The organism is Lentihominibacter sp., assembly GCF_046951855.1.
GTDB lineage: Bacteria > Bacillota > Clostridia > Peptostreptococcales > Anaerovoracaceae > Lentihominibacter > Lentihominibacter hominis.
Window position 1 is genome coordinate 9,025 of record NZ_JBKTXS010000022.1, and the last position, 19,991, is coordinate 29,015.

22 protein-coding genes are annotated in these 19,991 nt (G+C 37.8%); 5 read left to right on the forward strand and 17 right to left on the reverse strand.

The features are described from left to right. Positions 1-117 precede the first annotated feature (117 nt). From mnmA to ACLR96_RS06980, 5 genes are all read right to left on the reverse strand, one after another. Positions 118-1,173: a tRNA 2-thiouridine(34) synthase MnmA gene (gene mnmA, locus ACLR96_RS06960; protein WP_187525568.1), complete on the reverse strand. Its 1,056-nt coding sequence runs from the start codon at positions 1,171-1,173 to the stop codon at positions 118-120. Then, positions 1,154-1,603 (reverse strand): Fe-S cluster assembly scaffold protein NifU, encoded by a 450-nt coding sequence (gene nifU / locus ACLR96_RS06965; RefSeq protein ID WP_177269962.1) that lies wholly within the window; start codon positions 1,601-1,603, stop codon positions 1,154-1,156. The genes mnmA and nifU overlap by 20 nt, the downstream gene beginning before the upstream one ends. A gap of 4 nt (positions 1,604-1,607) precedes the next feature. Continuing rightward, entirely contained in the window at positions 1,608-2,777 is a 1,170-nt protein-coding gene (nifS, locus tag ACLR96_RS06970) for a cysteine desulfurase NifS (RefSeq protein WP_177269964.1), read from the reverse strand. A 135-nt stretch (positions 2,778-2,912) separates the two neighbouring features. After that, positions 2,913-3,368, reverse strand: coding sequence for a hypothetical protein (locus ACLR96_RS06975; protein ID WP_177269966.1), 456 nt, complete (start codon positions 3,366-3,368; stop codon positions 2,913-2,915). Positions 3,369-3,462: 94 nt separating this feature from the next. Continuing rightward, the gene (locus ACLR96_RS06980) at positions 3,463-3,690 is read right to left on the reverse strand and encodes a DUF896 domain-containing protein (protein WP_177269968.1); all 228 of its coding nucleotides are present in this window, start codon (positions 3,688-3,690) and stop codon (positions 3,463-3,465) included. A 145-nt stretch (positions 3,691-3,835) separates the two neighbouring features. Between ACLR96_RS06980 and fabF the strand changes: the two genes are divergently transcribed. Further along, positions 3,836-5,101 carry a beta-ketoacyl-ACP synthase II gene (gene fabF, locus ACLR96_RS06985; RefSeq protein WP_177269970.1) on the forward strand — a complete coding sequence of 422 codons (1,266 nt, stop codon included), beginning with the start codon at positions 3,836-3,838 and terminating at the stop codon, positions 5,099-5,101. A 70-nt stretch (positions 5,102-5,171) separates the two neighbouring features. Here the strand turns inward: fabF and ACLR96_RS06990 are convergent, their stop codons facing one another. From ACLR96_RS06990 to nadE, 8 genes are all read right to left on the reverse strand, one after another. Beyond that, positions 5,172-6,824, reverse strand: coding sequence for an ATP-binding protein (locus tag ACLR96_RS06990; RefSeq protein WP_177269972.1), 1,653 nt, complete (start codon positions 6,822-6,824; stop codon positions 5,172-5,174). After that, on the reverse strand, positions 6,817-7,494 hold the full coding sequence (locus ACLR96_RS06995; protein ID WP_177269974.1) for a winged helix-turn-helix domain-containing protein: 678 nt from the start codon (positions 7,492-7,494) through the stop codon (positions 6,817-6,819). Before ACLR96_RS06995 ends, ACLR96_RS06990 begins: the two co-directional genes overlap by 8 nt. After that, on the reverse strand, positions 7,491-8,162 hold the full coding sequence (phoU, locus tag ACLR96_RS07000; RefSeq protein ID WP_177270006.1) for a phosphate signaling complex protein PhoU: 672 nt from the start codon (positions 8,160-8,162) through the stop codon (positions 7,491-7,493). Before phoU ends, ACLR96_RS06995 begins: the two co-directional genes overlap by 4 nt. Next, positions 8,162-8,911, reverse strand: coding sequence for a phosphate ABC transporter ATP-binding protein PstB (pstB, locus tag ACLR96_RS07005; RefSeq protein ID WP_177269976.1), 750 nt, complete (start codon positions 8,909-8,911; stop codon positions 8,162-8,164). The genes phoU and pstB overlap by 1 nt, the downstream gene beginning before the upstream one ends. A gap of 4 nt (positions 8,912-8,915) precedes the next feature. Continuing rightward, entirely contained in the window at positions 8,916-9,782 is an 867-nt protein-coding gene (gene pstA / locus ACLR96_RS07010; protein WP_177269978.1) for a phosphate ABC transporter permease PstA, read from the reverse strand. Then, the gene (pstC, locus tag ACLR96_RS07015; protein ID WP_177269980.1) at positions 9,782-10,630 is read right to left on the reverse strand and encodes a phosphate ABC transporter permease subunit PstC; all 849 of its coding nucleotides are present in this window, start codon (positions 10,628-10,630) and stop codon (positions 9,782-9,784) included. The genes pstA and pstC overlap by 1 nt, the downstream gene beginning before the upstream one ends. A 32-nt stretch (positions 10,631-10,662) precedes the next feature. After that, a complete protein-coding gene (locus ACLR96_RS07020; RefSeq protein ID WP_177269982.1) occupies positions 10,663-11,526 on the reverse strand; it encodes a substrate-binding domain-containing protein in 864 nt (287 codons plus the stop codon). A gap of 228 nt (positions 11,527-11,754) precedes the next feature. Next, complete coding sequence (nadE, locus tag ACLR96_RS07025) at positions 11,755-12,495, reverse strand: NAD(+) synthase (protein WP_177269984.1); 741 nt, start codon at positions 12,493-12,495, stop codon at positions 11,755-11,757. A 62-nt stretch (positions 12,496-12,557) separates the two neighbouring features. On the opposite strand from nadE, the gene ACLR96_RS07030 reads away from it, so the two are divergent. Further along, a complete protein-coding gene (locus ACLR96_RS07030; protein ID WP_177269986.1) occupies positions 12,558-13,208 on the forward strand; it encodes a GNAT family N-acetyltransferase in 651 nt (216 codons plus the stop codon). 77 nt (positions 13,209-13,285) lie between these two features. Here ACLR96_RS07030 and ACLR96_RS07035 read toward each other — a convergent pair whose 3' ends face one another. The 3 genes from ACLR96_RS07035 to murI are packed head-to-tail and all read right to left on the reverse strand — an operon-like array spanning position 13,286 to position 15,675. Continuing rightward, positions 13,286-14,227, reverse strand: a complete 942-nt coding sequence (locus tag ACLR96_RS07035; protein ID WP_177269988.1) for an MBL fold metallo-hydrolase — start codon at positions 14,225-14,227, stop codon at positions 13,286-13,288. Between the two features lie 15 nt (positions 14,228-14,242). Continuing rightward, positions 14,243-14,845 (reverse strand): hypothetical protein, encoded by a 603-nt coding sequence (locus tag ACLR96_RS07040; protein ID WP_177269990.1) that lies wholly within the window; start codon positions 14,843-14,845, stop codon positions 14,243-14,245. Next, complete coding sequence (murI, locus tag ACLR96_RS07045; protein WP_177269992.1) at positions 14,842-15,675, reverse strand: glutamate racemase; 834 nt, start codon at positions 15,673-15,675, stop codon at positions 14,842-14,844. The genes ACLR96_RS07040 and murI overlap by 4 nt, the downstream gene beginning before the upstream one ends. 221 nt (positions 15,676-15,896) lie before the next feature. Here murI and pepF point away from each other — a divergent pair, with 221 nt between their 5' ends. Genes pepF through ACLR96_RS07060 form a run of 3 tightly spaced genes read left to right on the forward strand, consistent with a single transcriptional unit; the run spans position 15,897 to position 19,472 of the window. Then, complete coding sequence (pepF, locus tag ACLR96_RS07050; protein WP_177269994.1) at positions 15,897-17,699, forward strand: oligoendopeptidase F; 1,803 nt, start codon at positions 15,897-15,899, stop codon at positions 17,697-17,699. Positions 17,700-17,739: 40 nt separating this feature from the next. Next, a complete protein-coding gene (locus tag ACLR96_RS07055; RefSeq protein ID WP_177269996.1) occupies positions 17,740-18,543 on the forward strand; it encodes an NAD(+)/NADH kinase in 804 nt (267 codons plus the stop codon). Between the two features lie 35 nt (positions 18,544-18,578). Next, entirely contained in the window at positions 18,579-19,472 is an 894-nt protein-coding gene (locus ACLR96_RS07060) for an RluA family pseudouridine synthase (RefSeq protein WP_177269998.1), read from the forward strand. A 48-nt stretch (positions 19,473-19,520) separates the two neighbouring features. Here ACLR96_RS07060 and ACLR96_RS07065 read toward each other — a convergent pair whose 3' ends face one another. Further along, on the reverse strand, positions 19,521-19,913 hold the full coding sequence (locus tag ACLR96_RS07065; RefSeq protein WP_177270000.1) for an Rrf2 family transcriptional regulator: 393 nt from the start codon (positions 19,911-19,913) through the stop codon (positions 19,521-19,523). Positions 19,914-19,991: the final 78 nt, after the last annotated feature.

Genomic DNA, 19,991 nt, shown 5'->3' on the forward strand with positions numbered 1-19,991 from the left:
TTTAACGATCATCTAGGTATACCCTTGTGGTATTTCATATATTTGATCGTTTTAACGATCATCTAGGTATACCCTTGTGGTATTTCATATATTTGATCGTTTTAATGATCAAATATATTACGCTTTTGTAATAAATCCTCCCCCTATAACAAGATCGCCTTTATAAAACACTATAGATTGCCCTGGTGTTGCCGCACGTTGAGGTTCTTCAAAAATTGTTTTTATTTTGCCGTCTGTCAAACGCTTAAGATGTGCTCTGGCAGGCATGGCCGCATATCTTATCTTCGCTGTCACATCATCAGAACTCAGAAAATCCTCATTTACGATAATATTATGATCAGAAATAATTTCATTTTTAAAGAGATCCTCGTTATTTCCAAGTATTATATTGTTATTTTCACTATCTATAGATGTAACAAATGCAGGTTTGCCCAACGCTATTCCCAAGCCTTTACGCTGGCCTATAGTATAATTCAATATCCCTTGATGTTCTCCAAGCATATTACCATATCTGTCTGTAAACTTTCCTTTAGGCGTTTTGAATCCTTTTCTCTTCAAAAAATCCTTATAATTGTCTTCTTCTGATATAAAACAGATTTCCTGGCTATCCTTTGCCTCTGAATTATTTAGAGATCTGGATCTGGCCAGTTGTCTCACATGTTCTTTTTCTTCAACATCATTAAGAGGAAGAATAAGCCTTGATATGATATTCTGATCAAGTCTGTAAAGCATATAGGATTGATCTTTCTTAATATTGTACGCCCTTCTTACATACCATCTTCCGCTTTCATAATATGTATCAGCATAGTGTCCTGTAGCTATATAATAAGCATCTCTTTCATCAGCTGCTTCTGTAAGTGTTTTGAACTTTATGGCAGGATTGCATACTATGCAGGGATTAGGCGTTCTGCCTGCCATATACTCGCTGCAGAAATTTTTTATAACTATATCTTCAAATTCACAACTGACATCCTTGTAAATAAAATCTATCCCAAGCTCCTGCGCTGCCGTTTCTGCTCTTTTTCGTCCCTCATCAGAATTGGTCTGCGATCCAAATATATCAAAATAAAGCCCTGTGACCTTATATCCTTTTTCTTTAAGCAATAAAGCGGCAGCAGTACTGTCCACGCCGCCGCTTAGGCCTAAAATTACTTTATTCTTCATCAATGTCATGATGGTGATCCTCTTCAGCATCAGGGTCAAAGCCCTCAAGCCCTTTATATATCTTGCCATGCTTTTGAGCATAGTCATATATTGCCGCTTTTATAGCATGCTCTGCCAATACCGAACAGTGTATTTTTACAGCAGGAAGACCCCCAAGTTCTTCAATTATCTTCTTATTGGAAAGCTCTAAAGCTTCTTCCACACTCATTCCTATTATCATATCTGTAGCCATGCTGGATGAGGCTATAGCGCTGCCGCATCCAAATGTTTTAAATTTAGCGTCTGTTATCTTATCGTTTTCATCCACCTTGATGGACATCTGCATCATATCTCCGCATACAGGGCTTCCATAAGTGCCTATACCATCAGCGTCTTCTATCTGACCTACATTATGAGGATTCATAAAATGTTCCATTACTTTATCGTTATATAATGCCATGATACTACCATCCTTCCTGTCCCGTTACCGGCGACAATTCTCTCAATCTTTCTACAATTTTTATCAATACATCTACAGTATAATCAATATCCTCTTTTGTGGTAAAATCTCCTACAGTGAATCTGACTGTGCCGTTCATTTTCGTAATTGAAACGCCTATAGCTTCCAGAACATGAGAAGGGACAAGGGATTTAGATGAACATGCCGAGCCTGTCGAAACACTTATGCCGTTTGCATCAAGCATAAGCAATATAGCTTCTCCCTCTATATAATCAAAAGAAACGTTCAAATTACCCGGATGCCTCTGTTCTTTAGGTCCATTCAGCTGCACACCTGTAATATTCTCCTCTATCTTTTTCCAGAAATAATCCCGGAGTTTGCTGCTGTGTTCAATATGATTCTCCAGATTTTTTCCTGCCAGTTCAGCTGCCTTTCCAAATCCGGCAATCCCTGCCAAATTCTCTGTTCCGGCTCTCCTTTTGCTCTCCTGGGCACCTCCATGCATAAAACTCGATATCTTAAGACCTGATCTTGTATAGAGAGCGCCAACTCCCTTAGGTCCGTATATTTTATGGGCTGATATAGACAGAAAATCTACTCCGAGTTCTTTTACATCTATAGGAACGTTTCCCAGAGCCTGCACTGCGTCTGTATGGAAAAGAACCCCGTGATCTTTTGCAACAGCTGCCAGTTCTTTTATAGGTTCTATAGTGCCTATTTCATTGTTTACCATCATAATACTTATCAGAATAGTATCTTCTCTTATGGCTTTCTCAAGAGCTTCCGGTTTCACAAACCCTTCGCTGTCCACATCAAGATAAGTTACTTCAAATCCTTGCTTTTCAAGATACTGACATGTATGAAGTACTGCATGATGTTCTATTTTAGTAGTTATTATATGCTTTCCTTTATTTTTTAAGGTATCGGCAGTTCCTTCAAGTACCCAGTTATCGGATTCTGTTCCGCACGATGTAAAAAATATTTCTCTCGGCTCTGCATTTATAAGCCCGGCAACTCTTCTTCTTGCCTCCTCAAGGCCATCTTTCGCATCCAGTCCTTGACTGTAAAGACTGGAAGGATTCCCATACCTTTCAGTATAATAAGGAATCATTTCTTTTACGACCTCGTCTTTGACAGGTGTCGTTGCTGAGTAATCCAGATATACCTGCTTCATGATAACACTCCCTTTATATTAAAATTATGTATCTTAAATTTGCTTTTCTGGGTTTATATTATACCATTTTAATGTAGATTGCAACACGTTTTGTCAACAAAAAGAAATATTTTCCTATTATTTTAGTAGGTAAATTTACTTATCTTGTATTTCAAAGGAAATAAGCTTATATTCACCACTGTCTACATCAACACCTATATGATACTCACATGTTTCATCATACACGCCTTCCATCCCTGATACTGTCCATTTTATCTTACCATAAAATGTCATGCGGTCATAAATATTACTTTTCCTTTCCAATTTAATAATGTCCATTCTTTCTATCTTGTCCAGATCTGTATTGCGATATTCTGATAACGCATTGATATCGTCACTGTAAAGTTTATCTTTTTCTATTTTTTTTAGTTGTTCTTTTCCTTCTTCGTATGTGATCTTCCCAAACAGCACATTTTCCATTATGAAACTTCTTTTTTCCAAAAGCTTTCTGACTGTTCCGCTCTCTCTGCTTTCGGCAGCCCCCATAAGAGCCAGTCCCACTACGCAAACTGCAGCGGCTGTAATTATCCATTTAAGATATCTCTTTTTCATGTTTACCCCTTATTTTCATGATTTAATGATATTTTTTTTACATATTACAATAAAAAAGGCGAGAAACATGATGTTTCCCGCCGTCATTAAAAGACTAATTTTGTCTGTTTTTTTGTTCCTTTATTTCTTTAAGTTCTTCCTCTGACAAATCTTCCACGAATTTAACTCTGCTGAGATGTCCTTTAAAGTGTTCTCTGAATTTTTCTATATATTCTTTTCTCAACTGTTGCTGTTCGGCTTTTTCTTCTGCTGTAAGCCCCTCGCTTGTCTTTGATTTCTTGGCAAGTTGATTTATTCTGTCTATTTTTTCCTTTTTAAGCATGGCATCCTCCATATATAATCATTTACTAAATGATATCTAATGGGTCAGCGCATGTCAACATAATTCCCAAATTAAAGATGACTTTTAACTATATGTATGTTAGAATATAAACAATTGGCAAATTTTCGGGAGGAAATTATACGAAATGAAAAACTTGGTAATTACAGGCTTGGGAGCAGTTACTCCCATAGGAATAGGTGTCGATAACTACTGGCAAGGAATTCTGGATATGAAATGCGGAATAGAAAAGATAACGAGATTTCATGATGAGGATATTCCTATTACAATAGCCGGAGAAGTAAAAGATTTCGACCCTAAAAATTATATGTCGCCTAAACTGACTAAAGAAACCGGAACTTTTATTCAATTCGCATATGCTTCTGCAAAAGAAGCCATTAAGCAGAGCAATATAGATATAGATTCCCAACCAGACCGAATCGGAGTAGTAATGGCTACAGCTCTCAGCGGTACATCAATAATCGCAGATACCGAAAGAGCCTACAGTGTTGACGGGAAAAAGAGGGTTAGCCCCCGTTTTCTTCCCAAAATTCTGGGCAATTTAGGTGCTGCTCAGATAGCTATTTCTTACGGGATACACGGACCGAGCTTTACCGTGAGTACAGCCTGCTCATCAGGAGGCGATGCCATCTGTATGGCTGCCATGCTTCTGAATTCAGGAGAAGCCGATGTCATGCTGGTAGTAGGAGGAGAAAGCGCACATTGCCCTATAATAATGTCAACTCTTGCTCAGGCTAAAGCATTGTCTAAAAATACAGATCCAAAATCCGCATGCAGACCTTTTGATGCAGACAGAGACGGTTTCGTCATGGGAGAAGGCGGAGGAGCTATAGTTTTGGAAACAGAAGAACATGCAAAAAAGAGAAATGCAAAAGTATTATGCAGTCTCGCCGGTTATGGAAACAATACCGATGCATATCATGTAACTTCACCCAGACCGGATGGAAGCGGCGCTGTTGAATGTATGATCAGTGCACTGAAAAAGGCCGGTATGAAACCGGAGGATATAGACTATATCAATACACATGGAACCTCAACACCTGTTGGCGATCCCATAGAAGTCAAAGCTATAAAGACTTTGTTTGGATGGAAAAATCACGAAAACCCGATGCCAGAAGAATTAAAAGCTAAAATACCTCCCGTAAGTTCAACCAAGGGAAATACAGGTCATCTTATGGGAGCTGGGGGCATAACAGAAATCATAGCCTGCATCAAAGCTATAGAAACCGGAATACTCCCTCCGACCCTTAACTATAAAACACCTGACCCTTTATGCGATCTTGATTTTGTTTCCGAAGGTCCTCGAAAAGTTAAAATTAACACAGCAATGTCAAATGCTCTCGGTTTTGGAGGTCAAAATTCAAGTATTATAGTAAAAAAATATACAAAATAGCAAAAAGGCTTACTACTCGCAATGAGTGATAAGCCTTTCTTTATTTAAATCAAAATCAAGAAATTTTATATTAATGAGGAAATGTCACAATCATTTTTGTTCCTATCCCTTCTGCGCTTTCTACCTTTATCGTTCCTCCCATATGAGATACGGCATGTTTTACTATAGAAAGACCCAGACCTGTTCCGTCTACTTGCTGGCAGTGGCTTTCATCGACTCGGAAAAATCTTTCGAAAATCCTTTCTTTATATTCAAACGGGATGCCTATTCCTGTATCTTCCACCGTCAGTGTTACTCCCTCATGGAGATCCCTGACGTATATTATGACTGAACCGTTTTCTTTATTGTATTTTATAGCATTATCGCAGAGATTATATACAATCTCACTGCATAGAGAAGGTATTCCGTTTATAAATGCATGCTCCCCTTCCATGAAAATCTGCACATTTCTTTCTTCTGCTTTCATAGACAGTCGTTCCACCACACTTTTGACTGTTTCAAGTAAATCTATTCGCGCATATTCCTCCGGAAAAGAATCTTCATCAAGTTTTGAAAGCTTGATGATATCTTCTATAAGATTTATCATACGTCCGGATTCTTCCTTTATATTTTTTCCAAAACTCTTTACATCTGCCTGCTTGACAATTCCTTCCGCCATCATATCAGAAACACCATATATAGTAGTGAGAGGCGTCTTTAATTCATGAGATACATTGGATGTAAATTCTCTTCTCAGTCTTTCCCTCTGCTCTTTCTCTGTAACATCTACTATTATTATGACAGCTCCTGCGATCTTATCTTTTTCTGTAACAGGATTCGCAATTATCTCATAATGTCTGTTTTTCAGTTCAAGCGGCTGCTCATTATGTCTTCCCGAAAGAGCTTCTTCCACAGAATTTCTGAAGCCCTCACTCCTATTTAGTTCAAAAGCAGTATGAGGCGTCTCTGTTCCCGGATCTCCCAAAAGACGGATAACCGCTTTATTATATGATAAGATCTCCATATTTTTATCAATAAGAAGAAATCCTTCACTCATATTTTCTGTGATGGTTATAAACTCATTTTGCTGTCTTTTCATCTCTTCTAACTGCATATTGATATGCCTGCTCTGACTTCTTATTTTCTCAATCAGTGGCGCCAGCTCAGGATAAGGCTCTTCCGTCTCCTCATTATTTAAATCCATATCGTTCACAGGAGCAACTATTTTTTTTGCCGCTTTTTTTGAAATCACATAAGCTATGATTATTATAACTATCATTATCAATACAAAAGGACCTATTATCCCTTTCAGCAGCAATACTGCCATACTTTGCTGCTGAGCAATCCTAAGTATATTTCCATTATCAAGTTTCGTTGCATAATAAACCGTTTTTGTCGAAAGAGTATCTGAATATCTTACTGCATATGCTTCGCCCTTTTCCCGTGCTCCTGCAATTTCTTCACGATCCGCATGATTATCTAAGTCCTCTGCTTCGGCAAAAGAATCAAATAGAACATCTCCATCAGTATTAAGTAATGTTATTCTATTTTTTATGTTTCCTATACTTTTCAGAAAATCCTCATCTTTCTGTACTTCCTGGGAAAGAATCGAAGCCTCTTCTTTCAATTCTTTTTCTATTATTCCTCCGAAATACCCATACAGCACATATGATATGCAGATCATACATATCAGTAATACTGCGACAGATACAGCAAGAATACTTTTGAATATTCTCTTAGTCATTGCTGCCTCCTATCTTATATCCCAAACCTCGCACAGTCTTTATGATTTTTCCGGCGCTTCCCAGCTTAGACCGGAGTGTTCTTATATGCACATCTACTGTACGATTTTCTCCATCAAACTCATATCCCCATATTTTCGTCAATATTTCATCTCTTGTCAAAACTACCCCTTCGTTTTTAAACAAGATACATAAAAGCTCAAATTCTTTTAAAGTCAACGTAATATCTTTATCATCTACTTTAACTATGTGTTTTGAAGGGCAAAGATATAGATTATCTTTTTTATACTCTGCCGGCTCATCACTTTTGCCTGTCCTTCTTAAAAGAGCTTTTATTCGCGAAATAAGCTCCATAGTACCGAAAGGTTTTGAAACATAATCATCAGCTCCGTTATCAAGACCTATAACCTTATCATACTCTGTTCCTTTTGCCGTAAGCATTATAATGGGAAGATCTTTTGTAGAATTATTGTTTCTGAGTTTCTTGAGGATTGATATTCCATCCTCTCCGGGCAGCATAATATCCAGAAGCAGAAGATCCGGATGTCTTACCTTCATAGCTTCCCAGAATTTATCCGGATGATCGAATCCTTGAGCTTCAAGTCCTGTATTATTGAGAGCATAAGTTACAAAATTTCTTATGTTGTTGTCATCCTCGAGAAAATAAATCATATCTTTTCCTTTTCTATGATCCTTGTATTAACATGTTCACCTGTTATGGAAAAAATCACCCATTCTGCAATATTGACAGCGTGATCACTTATTCTTTCAAGATATTTTGCAATCATAAGTATATCTACGAAATATTCTCCACATGATCTGTCTTCTGTTACGGCATTTATCAGATCATCCTGAACGTGAATAAAGAGATCATCTACCTTATCGTCTTTGATTATAACATCATTTGCAAGTTTTATATCCTTTTTCACAAAAGAATCCACACTCTCAGTAACCATTTGTATAGCAGTATCTGCCATTACGCTTATATGATCCCGACAAAAATCTTTTCTGTTTGACTGTATGGTTTTGGTTATTTCTGCGATATCATATGCCTGATCTCCTATTCTTTCCATATCAGAGATCATTTTCAAAGCTGATGATATTAATCTGAGATCCCTTGCCACAGGCTGCTGCTGCAGTAAAAGTTTCAGACACACACTCTCTATTTCCCTTTCCATATCATCTATTATCTGATCCGTTTTAAAAGTTTTTTCTCTCATCTCTTCGCTGTCTGTTTCAAATGCTTTGACAGCATATGTTATCGCCTCTTCACAAAGAGCTCCCATCTCTATGAGCATTACATTAAGCTGCTCAAGCTGCTCATCAAATTTAGCACGCATCATCCAAACCTCCCTGTAATATAATCTTCCGTCCTTTTATCTTCAGGCATCGAGAAAAGTTTTTCAGTATCATTGAATTCAACCATATCTCCCAGAAGGAAAAAAGCTGTCTTATCAGAAATCCTCGCAGCCTGCTGCATATTATGAGTTACCATAATTATAGTATATTTTTCCTTCAGCTCAACTGTAAGATCCTCTATTTTCGATGTAGAGATAGGATCAAGCGCTGACGTTGGTTCATCCATAAGAATAACTTCCGGCTCCACTGCCAAAGCTCTGGCTATACACAGTCTTTGCTGCTGCCCTCCTGAAAGTCCCAGCGCACTCTTGTTGAGTCTGTCTTTCACCTCATCCCATATTGCCACATCTTTGAGGGATTTCTCAACAATCTCGCTCAGTCTTGATTTAGAGTGTATTCCATGAGTTCTCGGACCGTAAGCAATGTTATCAAATATACTCATAGGAAAAGGATTGGGTTTTTGGAATACCATTCCCACCCTTTTTCTTAAATGATTGACATCTATTTTACCATATATGTCTTCGCCATCAAGTTTTATCTTTCCTTTTATTCTGCAACCCTCTACAAGATCATTCATCCTGTTTAGGGTTTTGAGCAATGTGGATTTCCCACAGCCTGAAGGACCGATAAATGCTGTGATTTCCTTCTCTTTTATATTTAGGTTTATATTCTTTAAAGCCTTGAAATCACCGTAAAAAAGCTCTAAATTTTCTATAGTGTATTTATCCATCTTACTACCTCGTCGCCAATTTCTTTGCTATGAATCCTGAAACGGCATTGATCAGGATAACCAATACCAAAAGCACTACTGCGGTTGCATATGCTTCATTGGTATAAAGTCCCTCTGACAGCAATGCATACATGTGTACCGACAATGTTCTTGCAGAATCAAATAAACTTCCCGGTACCTGAGCTACTGTTCCTGCAGTAAATATCAATGCTGCACTTTCTCCCACGATTCTTCCTATTGCCAAGATAACTCCTGCCAGTATTCCCGGGACAGCACATGGCAGTATTATTTTGAATACAGTTCTCAATTTTCCTGCCCCGAGACCGAAACTTCCCTCTCTGTAAGCATCCGGAACTGATATAAGTGCTTCCTCAGTCGTTCTTATAATAAGAGGAAGAATCATTATAGCCAGCGTTACTGCTCCCGCCAAAAGTGAATAACTCCATCCAAGCGTTATGACAAAAAGTATATATCCAAACAGTCCGTATACAATAGAGGGAATTCCCTGAAGGGTCTCTGTTGTAGTTCTTATGATCTTCACAAGCTTACTACCTCTCTTTGCATATTCCACAAGATATATCGCAGAAAAAATACCTATAGGCACTGCCATTAAAAGAGACAAGGCAGTAATATATACCGTGCTGATTATTGCCGGCATCATGGACATATTATCAGTATTGAATTCCCATGCAAAAAGTTCAGGTTTTAAATGAACGACACCATTTACCAGTATATATAATATCAGAGAAAATAATATGCCTGCTGTCAATATAGCCGATATGACAACGAGTATCCGCATTATCAATGAACCCGGCCTGTGTTTATATGTGAGCCAGAATTGTTCCCATGACCCTCGTTTTCTTCTTTTCATCAGTCAGCCCTCCTCTTCAATGCTGTAAAGGAAAGATTTATTATCAAGATAAACACAAACAATACTACAGCAGTAGCTATGAGAGCTTCTCTGTGAAGACCTGAAGCATATCCCATCTCCAGTACTATATTTGCTGTCAGTGTTCTGACTCCTGATGTTATTCCTTCCGGCATGATGGCCTGATTGCCGCAGACCATTACGACTGCCATGGTTTCTCCTATTGCCCTTCCTATTCCGAGAATTACTCCTGCCAGTATCCCCATTTTAGCGGCAGGAAGTACAGCACGGAACACACTGCGTTCCTTAGTGGCGCCGAGAGCTAAAGATCCTTCATAATAATATTCAGGAACTGCTCTTATGTTTGATTCGGATACGCTTATTATCGTAGGCAAAATCATTATTCCCAAAAGAATGGAAGCCGTCAGAAGACATTTTCCGCTCCCCCCTAATGAGCCCTGCACCATAGGAACTATTACCATCAATCCAAAAAATCCATATACGATGGAGGGAATTCCGGCAAGAAGATCCACAGCAGGTTTAAGTATTCTGTAAAGACCCTTAGGGCAGTATCGCGCCATGAACACAGCACATAGCAGACCGATAGGAACTCCGATTATTATAGATCCTGCCGTCACATATATACTTCCTATAATCATAGGAAAAATTCCATACAATTCCTGATTTGGCTTCCATGAATTGCCAAGAAGGAAATCGGATATACCGATTTCCTTGATAGCTGGTACGCCACTTGCGAACAAGAATACACATATGAGTATTACTGCTATTATCGAAACACATGCTGCTATGAGAAATACCACCTTCATGATGCTTTCACTGTATTTTCGCATTTTCTGTACCTATTATTCTTTCTTACTTTATACTATTTAACATCAGCCCAGTTTGTGATCTCTCCGGTGAATATCTTCATTATCTGCTCTGTAGTCAAATCCTCTACTGCGTTATCATTATTCACGATCACTGCTATACCATCAAGAGCAATCTCCTGACTTGTAAGACCTTCACTGGCTTCTTCATCCTCAAGAGCTCTTGAAGCCATACCGATATCACATACACCTTCTAAAGTACTCTGTATTCCGGCGCCTGATCCTGTCTGCTGAATCTCAATGGTAACATCACTGTTAAGCTCTTTATACTTATCAGCAAGAACTTCCATTACCGGAGATACAGAAGTAGATCCGGCTAATGTTATGGTTCCTTTAAGTCCGCTTGCTTTGTAGTTTTCTACAGAATCATTAGCCATTATATAACCTTCTTCTTCAACAATTTTCTGTCCGTCGGAACTCATGATAAATTTTATAAAATCCTGAGGAAGCTCTCCAAGATCACTTTTAGTTACGATATTGAAAGGTCTTTGAAGTTTATAATCCCCACTTTTTACATTGTCCACTGTAGCCTCTACACCGTCAACTTTTACAGCTTTAACCGAATCATCCAGCGAACCGAGGGATATATAACCGATAGCTGCATCATTTCCGGCTACCGACTGGGTAACTACCGATGTGCTGTTGGATATTTCTGCTGTATCTACAGTTTTGTCAACATCATCCTGCAGAATTCCCGTCAACTCCGTGAAAGCATCTCTCGTTCCGGAACCTTCTTCACGAGAAATCACCGTGATGTCTTTGTCTCCTGACTCGTTGCCACCTCCGCAGCTTGCCAGTGAAAAAATCATAACTGCTGATAAACTTAACGTAAGGATTTTAGCTAATCTGCTTTTTTTCATTTTTTACATCTCCTTCATTTCTTGATTTGATTATGTACTTTTATTTTTCTCTTTTGTACGTTTTGTATTATAGATTCTCAATGTTAAATACAAAATCTTATCTACGTTAAATCTATGTAAAATATTTTACAATTATCATGAGGACAAATCAGAAATATTAAAAGAAATATTTTTTTATATAAAAAACCGGGCAATTACTGCCCGGTCATTAAATTATAACACGATATTCTATTTTTCCGGTTTATATTGAAATGTCGGCATCGGCTGCAGCTTAAAAAGATTCATTGTATGCATGCGATCTATTTTTTCTTTAATTTCTTTATCCTCGCACACACCTTCTCTTATATATTTATCTAATACTTCATAGGTAAATCCCAGATTGTCTTCATCTGTTAGTCCACAAAGACCGTCAATAGGCACTTTATCTACAAATATAGAAGGAAGTCCAAGTGCTCTTCCCACTGCTTTCACTTCCTGTACTGTCAACATTGATAAAGCGCTGAAATCTCCTGCCATATCACCAAATTTAGTTGAATATCCCACCCAGTCTTCTGAAAGGTTACAGGTATTGGCTACTCTTCCATTAACACTCTGCGATACGGCATACAGAACTGACATTCTCAGTCTCGGAGGAAGATTAACTTTTGCCTGACCTTCAAATCTTTCAAAATTTTTTTCAAGCTGACTTACCACTCCTATATACGCATCCTTAATATTTATCACGATACTTTCAATACCAAGATGCTCCGCCAGTTTATGTGAAACATCAATATCAAACTGTTCTCCATTAGGCATCATTACTCCAAGAACTCTGTCTTTTCCTAAAGCTTCCGTACACAGTGCGGCAACTACAGAACTATCCTTTCCGCCGGAAAGCCCTATTACTGCTTTACATCCCTTGCCGTTTTCTTCAAACCAATCCCTGATCCACTCAACGATCTCATTCTTTGTCTTTTCCGCATTAAACATATTACATTCTACCTTTCCGATTTTTACTTGAATCTATCTGACGATGATGTTATCATTTATTCATGAAAACTACGATTAATATACCACAACTTTATAAAATAAAACAATCCGATAAGGAAAAACTTATCAGAACATATTTAGATGCCTTTGATCAGTATCCTAAATTAATGAATGCTTTTAACGAAAAAGATAAGCGTATGCTGGCTCTCGAAGCTACATTAAGATATTACACCGCTTTTGATTTGAAGTACGGTGCAGGATACAGCCTCGATGAAAATGTCAACGAAGCTGTTATGCTGATACATTCTGACGATATGGAATGTACGTTTTTCAAGCATCTGATGGCCGGAAGTTACAGCCGTTCATACAGAAAAATCATGAACAAACTTACAAGAGCCGAAAGACAGGTAAGAATAGACCTTTTCAACGAGCTTGAACGTCTTGAAAAAGATATCAACCTTCCGGAACCTCATATATATGTTGATTTTCTTGGGGTATCCAAAGATTATCAGCATCAGGGCCGAGGGAAAAAACTCATGGCCTGCATATGCAGGTATGCCGACAGCCTGAAACTCCCTCTCATGCTGTTTACCAATACGGCAGATGATGTGAAATTCTACCAAAATCTCGGATTCAATATCACAGGCGAAACATCCTCTGAAAAATTTGGTTTTGTCAATACGTATTTGACATATGGATCAGAAGATAAATAAGAAAATCCCGGCCGTACCGATTTTATATTACATGAACTATTTAGTCTTATGGATAATATTGTCCGTAAGACTTTTTATTATAATACTTTCAAGAAAGCTTTGATAATAGCTTTGGAATTTATTATGTAAGCTTCTATAGGCTGCACCTGTTTTAAAGCCGGATCCCAATATTTTTTTATATATTGATTAACCATTTTGTTTTCGTCAAGCCCTTCGGCCTTCATCTGTTTCACAAAATCAAGCTTCTCTTGGCAAGCTTCTTCAAACATTTCCCAGTATTTATCATTAAAACTTTTAGGAAGCATTCCAAAATGAGGGAGACACAGATACTCCGCCTTATAATCCATACATTTTTTCATAGAAATCATTGAATCGCTGTAATCTTTTAATATTGGTGTATGAACATATTCCGCCCGTTCAAGCATGCCGGTACTCTCACTTGTAAAAAGAAGCCTGTAAGGCTCCAGTCCGTAACTCATGGAACAGTCGGTATGTCCTTTAGTTTCAATCGCAATAATACGTTCCTTTCCTAAAGATATGGAATCACCTTCCTTTAAAACCAAATCCACAGCCAAGCCTTCAATAGTGATATCTCCTTTATCATCAGGAGCATAAAGATCTCTGGCTGCGGTACCAAGTTCTTTTATCAGATTTCTTGCATTTGGCCTTTTAAGGATTTCACAGCAATGATGGCTTGCACAGACGATAACTTCGGGAAACTCATCCTTTACATAAGGAAGCGCACCTATATGATCATAATGAGAATGACTGAGAATTACAAAATCGAGTTTTTCACGTCCGCGGATTTTAAGCTCCTTCTTTAGATTGGCAGTCATACTTTTACCACAGTAAGCCATACCGCAGTCTAAAAGAGCTGTCTTTTCACTCCCCATTATCAGCAAAGCTTCGCCTCCATTTCCTGCCGTAACCCTACATATATCGGCAGGAAAACGAAATCTGTCAAAATCATCTCCGAATATATTAAATACATCATCGGTAATCATAACATTTTTTGACATAACTAAATCAGCTCCTTATACATAAGGCTCAAGACCCTCATCACCCGGCTCACCGTCCTCGGGAGAAAAAACGATGGTCCCATCGTTTTCATCTTCAGTCTTTGCCAGATCGGAAAAAGATACCGTATAATCATCCAGCTGATAATCAAGAGCCTTTTCAAAATCATATCGGTACTTCTCCCCTCCCAATTTTTCTACACGGGAAGCAGTAATGGCATCTCTCACCGTATGGTACAAAACAGCTCCTCCATCTTCCGGTTTAAGCTGTACTTCCGATTCACGGGAATACCAGTTGCTGAATTTATGGAACTCCTCGGCAAACCTTCTCAGATCGGTATCATCCTCCATATTGGATATCATACCGGTAAGGCTGAGTTTTATCTGATGAAGCAGCGAAAATATTTCCCCTGAATCCTCAGGCAGCCCCTCCAGAATATCCTCAAAATAATCATTGAGAAGCTCTTCTATCATTGTTTTGTCAGCCCTGTCAAAAAGCTGATACATAGCCTCAGGCTCAATATAATCTTCACTTTCAATCATATCAGCCATAGCCTCAAAATACTCGAAATCTCTTCCATCCTCTAAATCAAGGTATTCTAACAATTCATCAAAATTCATATAATCTGTTCTCCGTTTTCAAGATCAAAATTTAAAAACTTTACATTTGCTGTTTCTCTTTCACCTTCAAATATGTGATCTATCATATTTATAAAGTTTTCCGAAAGATCGCTGGCATAAAACACATTTTCAAAAGCAGAATCTGCGGCAAGCATATCTTTTTCCGCCAATATACGCTTTATGTTATCCGCCATGATGCTGGATGGATTTATTATGTGCAGCTTTGGGTAAATTCTTTCGATATTTTTGCTTATAAGCGGATAATGAGTACAGCCCAGTATTAATGTATCGATGTTATTTTTTCTTATGAAATCATCCATATAATATTCTATAGTAAGATCCATAATAGGATTTTGGATTATACCCTCTTCTATAAGAGGAACAAAAGCCGGACATGCAGTTTCAAAAATATTCAGGCTTTTGTTATATCGTTTTATATGCTTCTCATACTCTCTGCTGGATATGGTAACTTTCGTACCTATTATTCCAATATTATTTTGCTGAGTACACACTTGAGCCACATTTTGAGCTGCAGGGTCTATGATTCCCAGTATTGGAATCTGCGGGAATCTTTCCTGAAGTTCATCTACACACGTAGCACTGACAGTATTGCATGCAATCACAATCATTTTCACATTGCTTTTGACCAGAAAATCAGCAATCTCCATAGAAAAATTCTTTATAGTACTGGCGGCCTTTGAACCATAAGGAGTCCTTGCGGTGTCTCCAAAATATATTATTTTTTCATCAGGCAGTTTCTTCATCAAAGGAGTTATACATGTAAGCCCTCCTAAACCTGAATCAAAAAAACCTATGGGTCTATTGTCCATTACGGTAATAATCCTTTCATATTTATGGTATAATGGACGAAAAATATCACAAAAATAACAAAGTCGGCTTTGCTGATTTTAATTTAAGAATCTCCTTTGCCGGCCATGTGGGAAATAGTGAAAACAATATTTCCTACATAATAAGAAACGTCCATGTTATAATCATATCGGTTTATTATATAATATTACGATTATAAAGTAAATTATTACGGAGGGAAAAAATGAATTCAAAAGAATTGAAAACCAGAGAGCAAATAGATAAAAAATACAAATGGAATATCGAAGCTATGATTTGTGATGAATCATCTGTAAACAGCGATTTAGATTCCATAAAAGACCGCGCAGAAAAATATGCGGCAAACTACTCAGGAAGACTTGCAGAAAATGCCGAAACTCTTTTGGCTGCATACACAGAACGTGATCTCATATGGAGAGACCTTGAAAAAATATTCGTTTATGCCAGAATGAGACGTGATGAAAATAATGCAGAGAGTAAATATCAGGCGATGACAAGCAAATGCAGTACTGTTATTGCAGCTGTGTCCTCTTCCATGTCTTTTTTTACTCCCGAACTGCTTTCAGCTTCAGATAAAACTATATTAGATTTCATAAAAAAGGAACCTGGACTCAAAGAATATGAATTTGCCATAAAGGATACACTTCGTCAGAAAGCTCATATATTATCGGAAGAAGAAGAAAACATTCTCGCACAAATGAGTGAAGTCACAGGCGCTACCAACGATATCTTCACTATGCTTAACAACGCAGATATAAAATTCGGTTCCATAATTGATGAAGACGGTGACAAAATTCAGGTTACTCATGGCAACTATATTAAATTTATGGAAAGTCACAACAGAAATGTCAGGAAAGCTGCATATGATTCAATGTACACATCATATAAAGACCTCGTAAATACTATCGCATCCTGCTACAGCTATAATACCAAGACAGATGTGATAGGCTCCAGAATAAGAAAATTTGACTCTGCAAGAGCGGCAGCTCTTTCAGGAGATAATATACCTGCAAACGTATATGATAATCTTATTTCTGTAGTTAATGAAAATCTTCCGGTCATGCACAGATATGTACAGCTACGAAAAAAAATGCTGGGATTGGATAAAATGTACATGTATGATATGTATGTACCTCTCATAGAACTTCCAAATAAAACAGTTCCTTATGAAGAAGCTCTTGATATTATGCGTGCGGGACTGTCCCCTCTCGGCTCTGAATATATAGAAAAAATGAACGAAGGTATATCTCAGGGATGGATAGATGTTTATGAAAACAAAGGAAAGACAAGCGGAGCATATAGTTTCGGAAGTTATGACAGCTATCCTTATATACTTTTGAATTATACCGATACTCTTAAAGACGTGTTTACAATAGTTCATGAAATGGGACACTCTATGCACTCAAGATATACAAGAGACAACCAACCTTATATATACGGAAGTCACTCAATATTCACTGCCGAAGTTGCATCTACAGTTAACGAATCTCTGTTGATGCAGTATCTGCTTAATAAAGAAACAGATACAGAAATGAGAAAATATCTTCTTAATCTTCACTTAGAAGAATTCAGAACTACCCTTTTCAGACAAACCATGTTCGCCGAATTTGAAGATATTACTCACAAAACTATAGAAAACGGGCAAGTCCTCACTGCCGAAAGAATGTGCGAACAGTATGAGGCTCTCAATGCAAAATACTATGGAGATGCTGTCGAAAAAGATGATACAATAAAATACGAATGGGCCCGAATACCTCATTTTTATAATGCTTTTTACGTCTATAAATACGCTACAGGTTATTCTGCTGCTACAGCTATCTCTGATAAAATTCTTACAGAAGGCGAACCTGCCAGAAAAGCTTATATAGAATTCCTGAAAACCGGGGAATCGGATTATCCTATTGAACTGTTAAAAATAGCAGGCGTCGATATGAGTACTCCGGCACCTATAGAAAAAGCTATGAATACTTTTAAGAATCTTCTTGATGAGTTTGAAAAATTAGTTTAACGTTTTATTTAATCGATTAAAAACATATCGGGAGAAAAATATGAAGAAAAAATATATAGACATATTTACAAATGGTACTGATGTTTCGCTTCAGACCCGGTCAATACTCGTAAAAAAACTGACAGACAAAGGCTATGAAGTCTCTTTTGAATATTCCGGAAAAGCAGAGCTTATTATCTGCATAGGCGGAGACGGTGCTCTTCTGAAAGCTGTTCATTCATGCGATTTCCCCGGCTGTCCTATGATAGGAATAAATACAGGACACCTTGGCTTTTTCCAAGAAATATCTCCGGAAAATCTCGATATGTTTATTTCTGATTATGAAAACAGACAGTATTCTATACAGGAACTGAGTACAGTAAAAGCTATGGTAACTACACTTGACGGTACATGCAACAGTCACTTGGGATTAAATGAGATCGTCATAAAAGGCAGGCACTCCTATTCTGTACATCTGGACATATCTATAGGAGGCATGTCCATAGAAAGATTCAGCGGCGACGGTATACTTGTCGCCACCTCTGCAGGAAGTACAGCTTATAATTATTCTCTTGGAGGCTCCATTGTCGATCCCCGCCTGAAGCTCCTGCAGGTAACTCCAATAGCTCCCATGAACACCACTGCATACCGCTCTTTTACATCCAGCATACTGCTGCCCTCAGATCTTTCTCTCGGTGTTATACCGGAGCACAATGACGATATGATATTTATAGTAAATGATGGTACAGAAACCGAATATTCCAATGTAAAAAAAATAGACGTAATGATCTCAGAAACCTATGTACAGCTTATGAGATTCAAAAATTACGATTTCTGGAACAAAGTGAAAACAAAATTTCTGTAGTATTCATAAAACAACTGAAAGGCATAATCATAGCAATGACAGATTTTATTCACAAAGTAACGACCTGTGACGAAGGTCTTGAAATCAAAGATATAATGAGAAATCACTTCGACTTTTCCTCACGTCTGAGAAATAAAATAAAACGTGAAAAACTTGTGATGCTTAATGGAAAACAGACACAAGGATGGATCAAACCAAAGATAGGAGATGTGATAAAAATTACACTACCTGAAGAAACAAGCAATTTTGAACCTCAAAATATACCTATTTATCCTATATTTGAAGACAATGACCTGCTTATCATAAACAAACAGCCCGGCCTTATAGTCCATCCCACGAAAGGACATCCATCAGGAACTGTTGCTAATGCTCTTGCATACTATATGCAGCAGACTAAACAGCTCTTTAAAATACGATTTGTCAACCGCCTCGATATGGACACTTCCGGACTTCTGGTGATAGCAAAAAATGCCTACTGCCAAAACGACTACACTAATCAGATGAAAGCAGGTACAGTAAAAAAGTGCTATACAGCTATAGTGCGGGGCCTGATTGAATCGAATTCCGGTACTATAGATCTGCCCATAGGAAGACCTGATCCGGAAAATGTAAGACGAGGAGTAATGAAAAACGGCTCTCCCTCAATAACCCATTACAAGGTAATAAAAAGATTCCCTCATATGGGATATACGCTTACAGAACTTGTTCTCGAAACCGGGCGTACTCATCAAATACGCGTACATATGTCCCATATAGGTCATCCTATACTGGGAGACTGGCTATATGGCGGAGATAATGTACATCTTATGGAAAGACAGGCCCTTCACGCAGCCCGTCTTTCCTTCATTCATCCCATAACAAAAGAGAAACTTCATCTTAAAGCGCCTCTTCCGTCTGACATGATAGAGGCTCTCAAAAAATTATCATAATAATAAAAACCTCTTTTATATTATTTAAATTATAAAAGAGGTTTTTATTCAATCCATTATCTCTTCAATGGTTTTTCGTTTCATTTCATCTATGAGGATAGTCTGTATCCGCTCTATCTCTTGATGAACTTTACAAGGCATGCTTTCCGGATTTCTTACACAGTCTTCCTTCATGCAGTGCAGTATTGCAAGATCCCCTTCTGTAATGCTTACGATGTCATATAAAGTCAGCTTATCAAGAGATTTATTGAGATAATATCCTCCCTGATTGCCTCTTTCTGAATTAACAAGATCAGCCATTTCAAGCTCTCTCAATATTTTATATGCAAATGCCCGAGGAATATCTTCTTTCTGACAGATTTCTCTGACATTGTGTACTTTTCCGTCACGTAAAACACGACATATTCTCATAGCATAATCACTTCGTCTCGTAATTAACATAATACAACACTCTCCATATTTCGCCTTGATTTTTGATTATATATACTTAATTACTATTAGTTTACCACGAAATTAATA

Bases quoted from the DNA above. Each gene is read 5' to 3' on its own strand.
- mnmA (WP_187525568.1), bottom strand. From the start codon at position 1,173: ATGACATTGATGAAGAATAAAGTAATTTTAGGCCTAAGCGGCGGCGTG.
- ACLR96_RS07065 (WP_177270000.1), bottom strand. From the start codon at position 19,913: ATGTTAATTACGAGACGAAGTGATTATGCTATGAGAATATGTCGTGTT.
- ACLR96_RS07030 (WP_177269986.1), top strand. From the start codon at position 12,558: ATGAAAACTACGATTAATATACCACAACTTTATAAAATAAAACAATCC.
- ACLR96_RS07020 (WP_177269982.1), bottom strand. From the start codon at position 11,526: ATGAAAAAAAGCAGATTAGCTAAAATCCTTACGTTAAGTTTATCAGCA.
- ACLR96_RS07040 (WP_177269990.1), bottom strand. From the start codon at position 14,845: ATGAATTTTGATGAATTGTTAGAATACCTTGATTTAGAGGATGGAAGA.
- nifU (WP_177269962.1), bottom strand. From the start codon at position 1,603: ATGGCATTATATAACGATAAAGTAATGGAACATTTTATGAATCCTCAT.
- ACLR96_RS07055 (WP_177269996.1), top strand. From the start codon at position 17,740: ATGAAGAAAAAATATATAGACATATTTACAAATGGTACTGATGTTTCG.
- fabF (WP_177269970.1), top strand. From the start codon at position 3,836: ATGAAAAACTTGGTAATTACAGGCTTGGGAGCAGTTACTCCCATAGGA.
- pstB (WP_177269976.1), bottom strand. From the start codon at position 8,911: ATGGATAAATACACTATAGAAAATTTAGAGCTTTTTTACGGTGATTTC.
- ACLR96_RS06980 (WP_177269968.1), bottom strand. From the start codon at position 3,690: ATGCTTAAAAAGGAAAAAATAGACAGAATAAATCAACTTGCCAAGAAA.
- ACLR96_RS06995 (WP_177269974.1), bottom strand. From the start codon at position 7,494: ATGATTTATTTTCTCGAGGATGACAACAACATAAGAAATTTTGTAACT.
- pepF (WP_177269994.1), top strand. From the start codon at position 15,897: ATGAATTCAAAAGAATTGAAAACCAGAGAGCAAATAGATAAAAAATAC.
- ACLR96_RS07035 (WP_177269988.1), bottom strand. From the start codon at position 14,227: ATGTCAAAAAATGTTATGATTACCGATGATGTATTTAATATATTCGGA.
- nifS (WP_177269964.1), bottom strand. From the start codon at position 2,777: ATGAAGCAGGTATATCTGGATTACTCAGCAACGACACCTGTCAAAGAC.
- pstC (WP_177269980.1), bottom strand. From the start codon at position 10,630: ATGCGAAAATACAGTGAAAGCATCATGAAGGTGGTATTTCTCATAGCA.
- nadE (WP_177269984.1), bottom strand. From the start codon at position 12,495: ATGTTTAATGCGGAAAAGACAAAGAATGAGATCGTTGAGTGGATCAGG.
- murI (WP_177269992.1), bottom strand. From the start codon at position 15,675: ATGGACAATAGACCCATAGGTTTTTTTGATTCAGGTTTAGGAGGGCTT.
- ACLR96_RS06990 (WP_177269972.1), bottom strand. From the start codon at position 6,824: ATGACTAAGAGAATATTCAAAAGTATTCTTGCTGTATCTGTCGCAGTA.
- ACLR96_RS06975 (WP_177269966.1), bottom strand. From the start codon at position 3,368: ATGAAAAAGAGATATCTTAAATGGATAATTACAGCCGCTGCAGTTTGC.
- phoU (WP_177270006.1), bottom strand. From the start codon at position 8,162: ATGCGTGCTAAATTTGATGAGCAGCTTGAGCAGCTTAATGTAATGCTC.
- ACLR96_RS07060 (WP_177269998.1), top strand. From the start codon at position 18,579: ATGACAGATTTTATTCACAAAGTAACGACCTGTGACGAAGGTCTTGAA.
- pstA (WP_177269978.1), bottom strand. From the start codon at position 9,782: ATGAAAAGAAGAAAACGAGGGTCATGGGAACAATTCTGGCTCACATAT.